This is a genomic window from Acidiphilium cryptum JF-5, assembly GCF_000016725.1.
In the GTDB taxonomy this organism is placed as follows: Bacteria; Pseudomonadota; Alphaproteobacteria; order Acetobacterales; family Acetobacteraceae; genus Acidiphilium; species Acidiphilium multivorum.
Window position 1 is genome coordinate 1,963,177 of the sequence record NC_009484.1, and the last position, 13,149, is coordinate 1,976,325.

The following is a 13,149-nucleotide window of genomic DNA, read 5'->3' on the forward strand; positions in this document are numbered from 1 at the left end:
TGCTCCTGAACTTCGCGGGGGAATTTCAGGGGCTGCGCGCTGAAATATTGATTTTTCCAGTGTCCGCCGTGAATCTGAAATCCGACGGATTTCAGATACGGGACATCAGGCCGCGGCCTTCCGTCTCTCCCGGGTTTCGCGCATAGAGGCTCCATGCTGGACAAGAATTTCGATCCGGCCGCGTTCGAGTCGCGGCTCTACGGTCTCTGGGAACAGGCGGGGGCCTTTGCCGCCGACCCGTCGCGCGCGGCGACGCCCTTCACCATCATGATCCCGCCGCCCAACGTGACGGGGAGCCTGCATGTCGGCCATGCGCTGACGATGACGCTGCAGGACGTGCTGATCCGCCATCACCGGATGAACGGGCGGGACGCGCTGTGGCAGCCGGGGACCGACCATGCCGGCATCGCCACCCAGCTGATGGTGGAGCGGGAACTCCAGCGCGAGGGAACGTCGCGCCAGGAGATCGGCCGCGACGCCTTTCTCGACCGGGTGTGGACCTGGAAGGCCGAGCAGGGCGGCAACATCACCCGCCAGTTGCGCCGGCTCGGCGCCTCGCCGGACTGGTCGCGCGAGCGCTTCACCATGGACGAGGGCCTGTCGAAGGCGGTGCGGACCATCTTCGTCCGGCTGTTCAATGACGGGCTGATCTACCGCGCCAAGCGGCTGGTGAACTGGGACCCGGTGTTCCGCTCGGCGATTTCCGACCTCGAGGTCGAGATGCGCGAGGTGAAGGGGAATCTCTGGCACCTGCGCTACCCGGTCGAGGGGACCGGGCAGACCATCACGGTGGCGACGACGCGGCCGGAGACGATGCTCGGCGATACCGCCGTGGCGGTGCACCCGACCGACGGGCGCTATGCCGACCTGGTCGGCCGCACCGTGATCCTGCCGATCACCGGGCGGCGGATTCCGATCGTCGCCGACGAGCATTCCGACCCGGAAAAGGGATCGGGCGCGGTGAAGATCACCCCGGCGCATGATTTCAACGATTTCGGCGTCGGCCAGCGGCATGGGCTGGCGATGCCCTCGGTGCTGGACCGCGAGGCGCGGATCACCCTGGCCGAGATCCGCGCGGAGAGCGCGCCGCCGGATGCGGCATTTCTCGACAGTCTCGACGGGCTCGACCGGTTCGAGGCGCGGCGGCGGATCGTGGCGCATCTGGAAGACATCGGCGCGCTGGAAAAGATCGAGCCGCATGTGCACGCGGTGCCGCATGCCGACCGCTCGAACGCGGTGATCGAACCGCTGCTGACCGAGCAGTGGTTCTGCAACGCCGAAGTGCTGGCGGGGCCGGCGATCGAGGCGGTGGAGGACGGGCGCGTGCAGTTCGTGCCGAAATCGTGGGAAAACACGTATTTCGCCTGGATGCGCAACATCGAGCCCTGGTGCATCTCGCGCCAGCTCTGGTGGGGGCACCGGATTCCCGCCTGGTATGCGCCGGACGGGACCGTGTTCGTCGCCGAGACCGAGGAGGCGGCCCTTGCGGAGGCGGCGGAGCATTTCGGCCATACCGTCGCGCTGCGGCAGGACGACGACGTGCTCGACACCTGGTTTTCCTCCGCCCTCTGGCCGTTCTCCACCCTCGGCTGGCCGGAGAACACGCCGGAGCTGGACCGCTACTATCCGGGCGATGTGCTGGTGACCGGGTTCGACATCATTTTCTTCTGGGTCGCCCGGATGATCATGATGGGGATGTATGCGATGGGCGACGTGCCGTTCCGCACCGTCATGATCAACGGGCTGGTGCGCGACGAGCGCGGCCAGAAGATGAGCAAGACCAAGGGCAACGTGATCGATCCGCTGGCGCTGATCGACCAGTTCGGGGCGGACGCGCTGCGCTATACGGTGATCGCGCAGAGCGGGGCCGGGCGGAACATCAAGCTCGGGCCGAACATGGTGGAGGCGAACCGCAGCTTCGTCACCAAGCTGTGGAACGCGGCACGGTTCTGCGAGATGAACCAGTGCCGGCCCGACCCGGCGTTCCGGCCGGAGACGGCGGCGCTGCCGCTCTCGCGCTGGATTCTGGATGCGGCGAACCGCGCCGTGCTGGAGGCGACCGAGGCGCTGGAGGGGTTCCGCCTCGCCGATTATGCGCAGGCCTGCTACCGCTTCACCTGGGGCGATTTCTGCGACTGGTTCCTCGAGCTGGCGAAGCCGGGGCTGGCCGGCGAGGACGACGCCGCGCGCGAGCTGCGGGCGGTGGCGGCGCATGTGCTGGGCCTGCTGCTGCGGCTGCTGCATCCGGTGATCCCGTTCGTCACCGAGGCGCTGTGGGACGAGTTCGGCTATGGCGCGCCGGGCTCGCTGATCCGCGCCGCCTGGCCGGCGCCGGAGGCGGTGCGCGAGGCGGCCGCGGCGCGCGACGAGGTGTCGTGGGCGATCCGCGCGATTTCGGAAATCCGCGCCGTGCGCAGCGAGATGAACGTGCCGGCGGCAACGCGGATCGACCTGCTGATCCGCGACGCGGCGCCGGAAACCCTGGCGCGGGCGGCACGCTGGCGCGAGGAGATCGGCCGGCTCGCCCGGGTGGCGACCCTCGCCCCGCTGGAGGGCGAGATGCCGCAGGGCGCGGCGCAGGCGATTCTCGACGAGGCGACGCTGGTGCTGCCGCTCGCCGGCATCATCGACCTCGCCGCCGAGCGCAAGCGGCTGGCGACGACGCGGGCCAAGGCCGAGGCCGAGGCCGGCAAGCTGCGCGGCAAGCTCGGCAACGAGGATTTCGTCCGCCGCGCGCCGGAAGAGGTGATCGCCGAGAACCGCGAGCGGCTGGAAGCGGCCGAGGCGGAGATGGCGAGGCTGGACGCCGCCCTCGCCCGCATCGCATGATCGGCGGAGCAGTTTCGGCCGCGTGACGGCCACCGCGCCGGGCGGTGGCGGGGCGGCGCAGGGAGACGCCGGATGAACCGTTCCGCCGCGACCATCGCCGTGATCCTGATCGTCCTTGGCGTTCTCATCGCCGTGCCGCTGCGCCTCGCCTTTCCCGGCGCCGTGGTGGCGCTGCTCGGCATCGTCTGCGGGCTGACGCTCAGGACGGCGAACGAGTGGGAGCGCGCCGTGGTGCTGCGGCTCGGCCGCTTCGCCGGCATTCGCGGGCCGGGCGTGTTCTTCATCATCCCTGTCATCGAGACGGTCTATGTGCTGGTCGATACCCGCAAGCAGAGCACGATCATCAGCGCGGAGAACACGCTGACGCTGGATGGCGTTTCGGTCGCGGTGGATTCGGTGCTGTTCTGGAAGGTGGAGGATGTGCGGCGGGTGGCGACCGAGCTGACCGATTATCGCGCGATGATCGGCCAGGTGGCGCAGACCTCGCTGCGCGAGATCATCAGCGGGATGGGGTTGGGCGAGATTCTCGGCAATCGCGAGGCGATGGATGCGAAGATCCGCGCCGCGATCGCCGCGAAGTCGCAGGATTGGGGGATCGGCGGGATCGCGGTGGAGATCCGCGACGTGCGGATTCCGGCCGAGCTGAACGACGCGATGAGCCGCAACGCGCAGGCGGAGAAGGAGAAGCAGGCGCGGGTGACGCTGGCGAGTTCGGAAGTGGCGATCGCCGAGCAGATCGTCCATGCCGGGGAGGTGTATGAAGCCAACCCGATGGCGCTGAAGATCCGGCAGATGAACCTGGTTTACGAGATGAACAAGGACCGGGGGGCGACGATCCTGCTGCCGACGGAGCTGGCCGGGGCGATGAGCGCGGTGCTGAAGGGGCTGACGCCGGAGGGCTGAGGCTCGCTCAGCCGCCCGCCATCTTGAGCCCTCGGCTCAGGCTCCGGCCGTTCTGGGCCTCCCGGCTCAGGCTCCGGCCGTCCTGAGCCCTCGGCTCAGGCTCCGGCCATCGTCATGCCCTCGATCCGCAGCGTCGGCGCGTCGGTGCCGCGGCGGAATTCGAGGTCGTTCGCCGGGGTGAGGTGGAGGAACATCTCGCGCAGATTGCCGGCGACGGTGACCTCGGCGACCGGCTCGGCGAGCTGGCCGTCGCGGATCATGAAGCCGGCGGCGCCGCGCGAATAATCGCCGGTGATGCCGTTCACGCCCATGCCGATCAGCTCGATGACGTAGAGGCCGAGGCCGATATCGGCGATCAGCGCCTCGGGCGAGAGCGCGCCGGGCTGCATGTAGAGATTGCTCGGCGCCGGGGATGGCGGGCCGGAGGTGCCGCGGGCGGCGTGGCCGGTGGTGGCGAGGCCGAGCTGGGCGGCGCTGCGGGAATCGAGCAGCCAGGTGGTCAGCCGGCCATCCTCGATCAGGGCGCGGCGGGAGACGGTCTGGCCCTCGCCGTCGAAGCTGCGCGAGCGCAGGCCGCGGCGGCGCAGCGGATCGTCGATGATGGAGATGCCGGGCGCGAAGATCGCCTGACCCATCGCATCCTTGAGGAAGCTGGTGCCGCGGGCGATGGCGGCGCCGTTGATGGCGCCGGCGAAATGGCCGAGCAGCGAGCCGGCGACGCGGGGGTGGTAGACCACCGGGAGTTTCGCGGTGGCCGGGCGGCGCGGGTCGAGCCGGCTGACCGCGCGCTCGGCGGCGGCGCGGCCGAGGCCGGCGGGGTCGGCGAGGTCGGCGCCGTGGACGGCGGCGGAATATTCATAGTCGCGCTGCATCCCCACCCCTTCGCCGGCGATGGGCGAGACGGAGACGCCGTGACTGGAGCGGGAATAGGCGCCGGCGAAGCCGCGCGAGGTGGCCAGCGCGATGTGGCTGCGCGACCAGGAGGCGCCGGCGCCCTCGGAATTGGTGATGCCCTTGACCGCGAGGGCCGCCTCTTCCGCGGCGGCAGCGCGGGCGAGCAGCGCCTCGACGCCGGGCTCGGCCGGATCGTCCATGTCGAGCGGGGCGGAATCGGGCGGGGTCGGCGCGTCGGGGATGGTGGAGAAGCGATCCTCGGGGACGACGCGGGCCATCGCCACCGCCTGTTCGGCGAGGCGGGCGAAGCCTGCGGGGTCGATCGCGCCGGAGGAGACGATGGCGCTGCGGCTTCCCACGAAGACGCGCAGGCCGACCGTGTCGCTTTCGGAGCGCTCGATCTCCTCGACCTTGCCGAGCCGGCGGCCGACGGAGAGCGAGGTGCCGGAGCCCATCAGCGCATCGGCGGACTCCGCGCCGGCGCGCTTCGCGGCGTCGAGCAGGGCGTCGAGCAGGTCGAGCCGGTTCACGCCGCCAGCCTCTCGATGATTTTCGGCATCTGCGGCACGCGGCCGACCGGGCCGATCGCGGCAAGGGTGGGCTTGGCGCGGAAGATGCGGGTGGCGACGTTGGTGATGTCGTCCACCGTCACGGCGTCGATCTTCGCGACGGTTTCGGCGGTCGGCACGATGCGGCCGAAGATCTGCCACTGGCGGGCGATCTGCTCGCAGCGGCTGCCGGTGCTTTCCAGCGACATCAGCAGCCCGGCCTTGACCTGGGCGCGGGCGCGGCGGAGTTCGGCCTCGGAGACGCTCTGGCGAACCTTGGCCAGCTCGCCGAGGGTGACGGGGACGAGTTCGGCCGCCTCGGCCTCGCCGGTGCCGGCATAGATGCCGAACAGCCCGGCATCGCGCGCCGGCAGGGCGAAGCTGTAGATCGAGTAGACGAGGCCGCGCTTCTCGCGGATTTCCTGGAACAGGCGCGAGGACATGCCGCCGCCGAGCAAAGTGGAGAGCAGCATCGCGGCGTGGAAATCGGGATCGGCGTAGCCGACGGCGGGGAAGCCGAGGACGAGATGCGCCTGGTCGAGATCGCGCAGCTCGCGGTATTCGCCGCCGGCATAATCGGCCGGCAGCGGCTCGGCGCGCGTCGCGGCCGGCAGGTCGGCGAAGTGCTTCGCCACGAGATCGACCACGCGGGCGTGTTCGAGATTGCCGGAAGCGGCGATGACGAGGTTCTCCGGCGTGTAATGCGCCTTCATGTAGCGGCGCAGCGCGTCCGGCCCGATGGCGCGGATGATCTCCTCGGTGCCGAGGGTGGGCCAGCCCATCGGCTGGTCGGGATAGGCGGCGAGCTGGAAATGGTCGAACACGATATCGTCCGGCGTGTCGTTCGCCTGGCCGATCTCTTGCAGGATGACGCCGCGCTCGCGCTCGAATTCCGCCGGATCGAAGGTGGAATGGCAGAGGATGTCGCCGATGATGTCGATGCCGAGGGAGAGATCCTCCTTCAGCAGCTTGACGTAATAGGCGGTCTGCTCGCGCGAGGTGTAGGCGTTGATGTGGCCGCCGACATCCTCGATCGCCTCGGCGATGGCGGCGGCACTCCGGCGCTCGGTGCCCTTGAAGGCCATGTGTTCGAGGAAATGCGAGACGCCGTTTTCCGCCGCCGTCTCGTGGCGGGTGCCGACGCCGGCATAGGCGCCGAAGGAGACGGTCTCCACCCGGTCCATCCGTTCGGTCAGGATGGTCAGGCCGGAGTCGAGTTTCGTCACCTGCACTGTGTCACTCATGCATCGTTCCTGTGCGCGAAATGGCGGACCAGGGTCTCGACCTCGCCGAGGCTGTTGCCCGCGCGTACGAAATGTTCCTGACGGTCATATAGGTCGTCGAGCCGCGGCGGCAGCCCCGGGCGAATGCCGATCGCGCGATGCATCGCCGCCGGGAACTTGGCGGGATGCGCGGTCGCCGCGGCGATGACCGGCACGCCGACCGGGGCGGCGGCGCGGGCGGCGGCGATGCCGATCGCGGTATGCGGGTCGGCGATGTAGCCTGACTCGGCGCGGATGCGGGCGATTTCGGCAAGGGTCGCCGCATCGTCGAGGGCGAGGCCGGCGAAGTCGCGCCGGACCGACTGCCAGACCTCGCGGGAGACCTTCATCGTGCCGCTGGCGCGGAAATCGACCATGGTGTGGGCGGTCTCCGGCGCATCCCTGCCCAGCGCCTCGAACAGGAGGCGCTCGAAATTCGAGCTGACCTGGATGTCCATCGAGGGGGAGACGGTTTCGACCACGCCGGCGGTGCGCATGTCGTTGGCGGCGAGGAAGCGGGCGAGGATGTCGTTCGCGTTGCTGCCGACGATGAAGCGCTCGATCGGCAGGCCCATCTGCCGCGCCGCCCAGGCGGCGAGGATGTTGCCGAAATTGCCGGTCGGCACCGCGACGGCGACCGGGCGGTCCGGCGCGCCGAGGGCGAGGGCGGCGGCGGCGAAATAGGGGATCTGGCCGGCGATGCGCGCCCAGTTGATCGAGTTGACCGCCGACAGGCGCAGCTCGGTGCGGAAGGGCGCATCGGCGAACATCGCCTTCACCAGGTCCTGGCAGTCGTCGAACGTGCCGGAGAGGGCGATGTTGAGGACGTTGCGGGCCTTGACCGTGGTCATCTGCCGGCGCTGGACCTCGGAGGTGCGGCCTTCGGGGTGGAGGATGGCGATGTCGACCCGCAGGCGGTCGCGGCAGGCCTCGATCGCGGCGGAGCCGGTATCGCCCGAGGTGGCGCCCACGATCGTCACCCGCTCGTCGCGGGCGGACAGGACATGGTCGAACAGGCGGCCGGCGACCTGGAGGGCGAGATCCTTGAAGGCGAGGGTCGGGCCGTGGAACAGTTCCAGCACGAAGAGCGAGGGTTCGAGCTGGACCAGCGGGACGACCGCCGCATGGTCGAACCCGCGATAGGACGCGCGGGTGATGGCTTGCAGATCGTCGAAGCCGATGGCGCCGCCGGTCATGAACGGGGCCATGACGCGGGCGGCGAGCTCGGCATAGGGCAGGCCGCGCAGCGCGCGCCATTCCGCCGGCGAGAAGACCGGCCAGGTCTCGGGCACGAACAGCCCGCCATCCTCGGCCAGCCCGGCCAGCAGGACATCGTCGAATTCACGGGACGGGGCCGCACCGCGGGTGGAGACGTAGCGCATCGGCAGGTCGTTCCTGGAAAGGCGTCAGCGGGCGGCGCCGCGCGCGGCGGCGCCGCTGCGGATCAGGCGTTGGCGATCGTCTCGCCGTCGTCCTGGGCGCGGCGGGCCTGCCAGAGGCCGACGAAATCCACCGGGCCGAGCATCACCGGCGGGAAGCCGCCATCGCGGGTGACATCGGCGAGGATGTTGCGGGCGAAGGGGAACAGCAGGCGCGGGCATTCGACGAGCAGCACGGGCTCGATCTGGTTGTCCGGAATGCCGGTCAGGGTGAACACGCCGGCATAGGACAGGTCGGCGATGAACACGGTGAGGTCCTTGCCGCCCTCGGCGCCGTTGCCGCTTTCGGCCGGGGCCGGATGGGTCGCTTCCGCGCGGGTGGTCAGCGTCACCTCGTAGACATGGGCGTCGTCCTGCAGGCGCTGGACCTGAACGTCGAGGTTGATGTTCACGGTCGGAGCCTGGCGGAGGAGCGTATAGATCGCCGGCGCACCGGGAACCTCGAAGGACAGGTCCTTCGTGTACTGGATGTTGAGCGTGAGCGGCGCGATCTGCGTTTCGGACATTGGTGGTGGCTCCATTTGACTGATGGCCCGCCTAGCACAGGGGCGCGTTTGGTGCCAGCATGACGCGACAAGGAGCTTGCGCCATGACCAGGAGCGTGTTCATCGACGGCGAGGCCGGAACGACCGGCCTGCAGATAGTGGAGCGGCTGCGGCGGATGCCCGGCGTGGCGTTGCGCAGCCTCGACCCGGCGATGCGCAAGGACCCTTCCGCGCGCCGCGCGATGATGGAATCCGTGGACCTCGTGGTGCTCTGCCTGCCGGATGCGGCCGCGCGCGAGGCCGCCGCCATGGTGGAGGGAATGGGCAGCGCCGCCCCGCGCCTGCTGGACGCCAGCACGGCGCACCGGACCGCGCCCGGCTGGACCTACGGGTTCGCCGAACTGGCGCCGGGACAGGCGGCCGCCATCGCCGCGGCGCCGCGCGTCGCCAATCCGGGCTGCTACGCCACCGGCGCCATCGCCCTGCTGCGGCCGCTGGTCGATGCCGGATTGCTGCCGGAGGATCATCCGGTCGCGATCAACGCGGTGTCGGGATATTCGGGGGGCGGCAAGGCGATGATCGCCGATCACGAGAGCGCCGGTGGCCCGCCCTTCGAGCTCTACGCGCTGTCGCTCAACCACAAGCACCTGCCGGAGATCGTCGCCCATGCCGGGCTGGCGCGGCGGCCGATCTTCGTCCCTTCGGTCGGGCATTTCCGCCAGGGCATGCTGGTCTCGATTCCGCTGCATCTCGACACCCTGCCCGGCCGGCCGACCGCGCGCGAGATCGGCTCGGCGCTGATGGACCGGTATGACGGCGGCGGGCAGGTGGTGGTCCGCAAGACGCCCTGCGAGCAGCGGCTGGAGGCGGCGGCGGCCGAAGGTTCGGACCTGATGGAGCTGTTCGTGTTCGAAAACGAGGCCGAAAGCCAGGCGGTGCTGGTGGCAAGGCTCGACAACCTGGGCAAGGGCGCCTCGGGCGCGGCGGTGCAGAATATCGGACTGATGCTCGGGCTGAACGCGAACCGGGAGGTCCGCGCCGCGGCGCACGCCTGATCTTGACCCGCCGCACGGCGCCGCCCACGATGGGCGCCGAGAGGAGGGCAAACCGATGCGCCTTTTCATCGCCCTCGATCTGCCTTGGGAGATCCGGCAGACCCTGGCGGGCTTCGCCTTCAACCTGCAAGGCGCGCGCTGGGTGCCGGCGCAGAACATGCACGTGACGCTGCGCTTCATCGGCGAGGCCAGCCGGCTCCAGGCCGAGGAGATCGATCACGCGCTCGCCGCGATCCGCGCGCCGGGGTTTCCGCTTACCCTGGCCGGGGCGGGCTGGTTCGAGAAGGGCGGCCGGGTGACCTCGCTGTGGATCGGGGTGGACCGCAATCCGGCGCTGCTGCACCTGCAATCGAAGATCGAGACCGCGCTGCGGCGGATCGGCCTGCCGCCGGAACGCCGCCGCTACGCGCCGCACGTGACGCTGGCACGGATGGATCTGCCGGTGGGACCGCGCTTCGCCGAATTCGTCCAGAGCCACAATCTCTACCGCTCGCCGCCGATCGAGGTGGGGCACATGACGCTGTTCAGCTCGCACCTGAGCGACGACCATCCGGCCTATACGGCGGAGGTCGAATACGAACTCGGCGCGGCGCCCGCGCCCTGAGCGGGGGCTGACAAGGATCGGGATGGCCGCAATGAAAACGGCCCGGATCGGTGATCCGGGCCGTTCTGCGTCACGCCGGGGGCGGCGCCACTTCGTCAGGCGGGAGCCTGCATTACTTCATCGTCGGCATCACGAATTCGGCGCCGGCGCGGATGCCGGTGGGCCAGCGGGTCGTGATCGTCTTGAGCTTGGTGTAGAAGCGCACGCCTTCCGGCCCGTGCATGTGGTGGTCGCCGAACAGCGAGGCCTTCCAGCCGCCGAAGGAGTGGAACGCCATCGGCACCGGAATGGGCACGTTGATGCCGACCATGCCGACCTGGATGCGATGGGCGAATTCGCGGGCCGAATCGCCGTCGCGGGTGAAGATCGAGGTGCCGTTGCCGAATTCGTGGGCGTTGATCATCCCCGCCGCCTCGTCGAAGCTGCCGGCGCGGACCACCGAGAGCACCGGGCCGAAGATTTCCTCGCGGTAGATCTTCATCTCCGGGGTGACGCGGTCGAACAGCGTGCCGCCGATGAAGAAGCCGTTCTCGTAGCCCTGGCGGCGGAAATCGCGGCCATCGACGACCAGCTCGGCGCCGGCGGCGATGCCCTCGTCGATATAACCGCGCACCTTGTCGAGATGCTGGCGGGTGACGAGCGGGCCCATCTCGGCCTCGGGGTCGGTGCCCGGGCCGATGCGCAGGTCGCGCACGCGGGGGGCGAGGCGCTCGACCAGCGCGTTGGCGGTTGCCTCACCGACCGGGACGGCGACCGAGATCGCCATGCAGCGCTCGCCGGCGGAGCCATAGGCGGCACCCATCAGCGCATCGACCGCCTGGTCCATGTCGGCGTCGGGCATGATGATCATGTGGTTTTTCGCGCCGCCCAGCGCCTGGGCGCGCTTGCCGTGGCGGGCGGCGGTTTCATAGATGTAGCGGGCGATCGGCGTCGAGCCGACGAAGCTGACGGCGGAAATGTCGGGATGGGCGAGCAGCGCGTCCACCGCGGTCTTGTCGCCATGGACGACGTTGAACACGCCATCCGGCAGGCCGGCGTCCTTCAGCCATTGCGCGAGCAGCAGGGCGGCCGAGGGGTCGCGCTCGGAGGGCTTGAGGATGAAGCAGTTGCCGCAGGCGAGGGCGACGGGGAACATCCACATCGGCACCATCGCCGGGAAGTTGAACGGGGTGATGCCGGCGACGACGCCGAGCGGCTGGCGGACGGAGTGGCTGTCGATCCTGGTGCCGACATTCTCGGTGACCTCGCCCTTGAGCAGCAGCGGGGCGGCGGTGGCGAACTCGACCACCTCGATGCCGCGCTGCACCTCGCCCTTCGCATCCGAGATCACCTTGCCGTGCTCGGCGGAGATCACCGCGGCGAGATCGTCGATCCGCTCCTCGAGGATGTGCAGGAAGCGGTTGAGGATGCGCGCGCGGCGCAGCGGCGTGGTTTCGGACCAGGCGGGGAAGGCGCGGCGCGCGACCTCGACCGCGGCGGCCACTTCGCTGTCCGCGGCAAGCGGCACCTGGCCGGAGACCTCGCCGGTCGCGGGATTGAAGACCGGCGCCGTGCGGCCGCTGCCGCCGGGGACGAGACGACCGTCGATGAAATGCTGGATCTCGGTGGACATGGAAAAACTTCCTCCGCCTGGTTGCATGGCAGACCCGGCTTTGGCACTTCGAATTCCGCGTATCAACGCGCAGGATTGCGGCATCGATGTGCGTGAAATAACGTCTGACCCGATGAACTGGGACCGGATCCGGATTTTTCTCGCCGTGGCGCGGCACGGCCAGATTCTCGGCGCGGCGCGGCAGCTCCGGCTCAACCACGCGACGGTGGGGCGGCAGCTTTCGGCGCTGGAAGAGGAACTGGGCGCGAAGCTGTTCGAGCGGCATACCGGCGGCTGCACGCTGACCGGGGCGGGCGAGGCGCTGCTGCTCGCCGCCGAGCGGGCGGAATCGGATTTCCTGCGCGTCGGCACGGCACTGGCCGGCACGGCGGAAGCGGTGGCCGGGGTGGTGCGCGTCGGCGCGCCGGATGGGCTCGGGAACTATTTCCTTGCCCGCGAACTCGGCGCGCTGGCGGCGCGGCACCCAGAACTGACCATCCAGCTCGTGCCGCTGCCGCGCACCTTCTCGCTGTCACGGCGGGAGGCCGATCTCGTCATCACGCTGGAGCGGCCGAAACAGGGGCGGCTCGTGGTGCGCAAGCTCACCGACTATACGTTGAGCGTCTATGCCGCCGCGTCCTATCTCGACCGGCACGGGCCGATCCGGCGGCAGGAGGATCTCGCCGGGCATCTGTTCGTCACCCATGTCGAGGAGCTCGCCTATAGCCGCGCGCTCGACTACGCGGCGACGCTGGGGCGGATCATGCGGCGGCATTTCGAATGCGGCAGCGTGGTCGGCCAGATGGAGGCGGTGCGGGCGGGGCATGGAATCGGCATCCTGCACGATTACGCGGCCATCGGGTTTCCCGAGCTGCGCCGCCTCGTGCCTGACCTGCGCTTTACCCGGAGCTACTGGCTGATCGCCCACCCCGACACGCACAAGACAAGGCGGGTGAGCGAGGTGGCCCGGCATATCGGCGAGCGGCTGGGCGCGGCGCGCGGACGGTTCATCGCTCCCTGAGCGGCCGCAAGCCCCGCACCGATACATTCTGCACATGAATGATATTGAGACAGGGCATGTTCATCGAACCGCCACAAGGACCCATCTGCATCTCCGTAAGCCGGCTGCTCCCTGCCGGCGGAAACCGACGGAACGGCCGAAGAGCCTTCCGCGACACGGAGAAGTGCAATGACGAAGACGATCAAGATCATGGCGGCGCTTGCGGGTTTCACGGTGATGACGGCGGGCACGGCGATGGCCGGGCAGATTCCGCTGCAGAGCCAGCCGATCGCCACGGAAGCGGCGCACAGCAACAGCGCCGTGACGTTCGGCAACAGCGCGACCGTGGGTTCGCCGGCCGGCACGCAGACGCCGGTGACGACCTCCCCCGGCTTCACCCCGTTCCTGGGCAACTGATGCCCTGACCCTTCGCACCGGCTTCGGCCGGGCAGGGTAACGGAAGGCGGATGCGGCGATGTCGCATCCGCCTTCGCCGTTCGTGGGGCCGGCGGCGTTGATCCCGATCAATGCGGCGGGGC

Annotated in this window: 11 protein-coding genes; 6 read left to right on the forward strand and 5 right to left on the reverse strand. The window is 69.6% G+C overall.

Going from position 1 to position 13,149, the window contains the following annotated elements:
- The first annotated feature begins 153 nt into the window (after positions 1-153).
- Both ACRY_RS11360 and ACRY_RS11365 read left to right on the forward strand, forming a co-directional pair.
- On the forward strand, positions 154-2,829 hold the full coding sequence (locus tag ACRY_RS11360) for a valine--tRNA ligase (RefSeq protein WP_011942485.1): 2,676 nt from the start codon (positions 154-156) through the stop codon (positions 2,827-2,829).
- A gap of 72 nt (positions 2,830-2,901) precedes the next feature.
- The gene (locus tag ACRY_RS11365; protein WP_011942486.1) at positions 2,902-3,732 is read left to right on the forward strand and encodes a slipin family protein; all 831 of its coding nucleotides are present in this window, start codon (positions 2,902-2,904) and stop codon (positions 3,730-3,732) included.
- A gap of 95 nt (positions 3,733-3,827) precedes the next feature.
- Here ACRY_RS11365 and ACRY_RS11370 read toward each other — a convergent pair whose 3' ends face one another.
- The 4 genes from ACRY_RS11370 to secB form a co-directional block, all read right to left on the reverse strand.
- Positions 3,828-5,156, reverse strand: coding sequence for a TldD/PmbA family protein (locus ACRY_RS11370; protein WP_011942487.1), 1,329 nt, complete (start codon positions 5,154-5,156; stop codon positions 3,828-3,830).
- A complete protein-coding gene (locus tag ACRY_RS11375) occupies positions 5,153-6,418 on the reverse strand; it encodes a M16 family metallopeptidase (RefSeq protein ID WP_011942488.1) in 1,266 nt (421 codons plus the stop codon). The genes ACRY_RS11370 and ACRY_RS11375 overlap by 4 nt, the downstream gene beginning before the upstream one ends.
- Positions 6,415-7,818, reverse strand: a complete 1,404-nt coding sequence (gene thrC / locus ACRY_RS11380; RefSeq protein ID WP_011942489.1) for a threonine synthase — start codon at positions 7,816-7,818, stop codon at positions 6,415-6,417. Before thrC ends, ACRY_RS11375 begins: the two co-directional genes overlap by 4 nt.
- Before the next feature lie 62 nt (positions 7,819-7,880).
- Entirely contained in the window at positions 7,881-8,381 is a 501-nt protein-coding gene (secB, locus tag ACRY_RS11385) for a protein-export chaperone SecB (RefSeq protein ID WP_007422190.1), read from the reverse strand.
- Between the two features lie 83 nt (positions 8,382-8,464).
- Here secB and argC point away from each other — a divergent pair, with 83 nt between their 5' ends.
- The gene (argC, locus tag ACRY_RS11390; RefSeq protein ID WP_011942490.1) at positions 8,465-9,415 is read left to right on the forward strand and encodes an N-acetyl-gamma-glutamyl-phosphate reductase; all 951 of its coding nucleotides are present in this window, start codon (positions 8,465-8,467) and stop codon (positions 9,413-9,415) included.
- Positions 9,416-9,470: 55 nt separating this feature from the next.
- Positions 9,471-10,019: an RNA 2',3'-cyclic phosphodiesterase gene (gene thpR, locus ACRY_RS11395; protein WP_011942491.1), complete on the forward strand. Its 549-nt coding sequence runs from the start codon at positions 9,471-9,473 to the stop codon at positions 10,017-10,019.
- Positions 10,020-10,131: 112 nt separating this feature from the next.
- On the opposite strand, the gene ACRY_RS11400 is transcribed toward thpR, so the two are convergent.
- The gene (locus ACRY_RS11400) at positions 10,132-11,631 is read right to left on the reverse strand and encodes a CoA-acylating methylmalonate-semialdehyde dehydrogenase (protein ID WP_007422187.1); all 1,500 of its coding nucleotides are present in this window, start codon (positions 11,629-11,631) and stop codon (positions 10,132-10,134) included.
- Between the two features lie 112 nt (positions 11,632-11,743).
- Here ACRY_RS11400 and ACRY_RS11405 point away from each other — a divergent pair, with 112 nt between their 5' ends.
- Both ACRY_RS11405 and ACRY_RS11410 read left to right on the forward strand, forming a co-directional pair.
- On the forward strand, positions 11,744-12,631 hold the full coding sequence (locus ACRY_RS11405) for a LysR family transcriptional regulator (RefSeq protein WP_011942493.1): 888 nt from the start codon (positions 11,744-11,746) through the stop codon (positions 12,629-12,631).
- 168 nt (positions 12,632-12,799) lie between these two features.
- On the forward strand, positions 12,800-13,027 hold the full coding sequence (locus tag ACRY_RS11410; RefSeq protein WP_035188480.1) for a hypothetical protein: 228 nt from the start codon (positions 12,800-12,802) through the stop codon (positions 13,025-13,027).
- Positions 13,028-13,149 lie beyond the last annotated feature (122 nt).

Bases quoted from the DNA above. Each gene is read 5' to 3' on its own strand.
- ACRY_RS11360 (WP_011942485.1), top strand. From the start codon at position 154: ATGCTGGACAAGAATTTCGATCCGGCCGCGTTCGAGTCGCGGCTCTAC.
- ACRY_RS11365 (WP_011942486.1), top strand. From the start codon at position 2,902: ATGAACCGTTCCGCCGCGACCATCGCCGTGATCCTGATCGTCCTTGGC.
- ACRY_RS11375 (WP_011942488.1), bottom strand. From the start codon at position 6,418: ATGAGTGACACAGTGCAGGTGACGAAACTCGACTCCGGCCTGACCATC.
- thrC (WP_011942489.1), bottom strand. From the start codon at position 7,818: ATGCGCTACGTCTCCACCCGCGGTGCGGCCCCGTCCCGTGAATTCGAC.
- secB (WP_007422190.1), bottom strand. From the start codon at position 8,381: ATGTCCGAAACGCAGATCGCGCCGCTCACGCTCAACATCCAGTACACG.
- argC (WP_011942490.1), top strand. From the start codon at position 8,465: ATGACCAGGAGCGTGTTCATCGACGGCGAGGCCGGAACGACCGGCCTG.
- thpR (WP_011942491.1), top strand. From the start codon at position 9,471: ATGCGCCTTTTCATCGCCCTCGATCTGCCTTGGGAGATCCGGCAGACC.
- ACRY_RS11400 (WP_007422187.1), bottom strand. From the start codon at position 11,631: ATGTCCACCGAGATCCAGCATTTCATCGACGGTCGTCTCGTCCCCGGC.
- ACRY_RS11405 (WP_011942493.1), top strand. From the start codon at position 11,744: ATGAACTGGGACCGGATCCGGATTTTTCTCGCCGTGGCGCGGCACGGC.
- ACRY_RS11410 (WP_035188480.1), top strand. From the start codon at position 12,800: ATGACGAAGACGATCAAGATCATGGCGGCGCTTGCGGGTTTCACGGTG.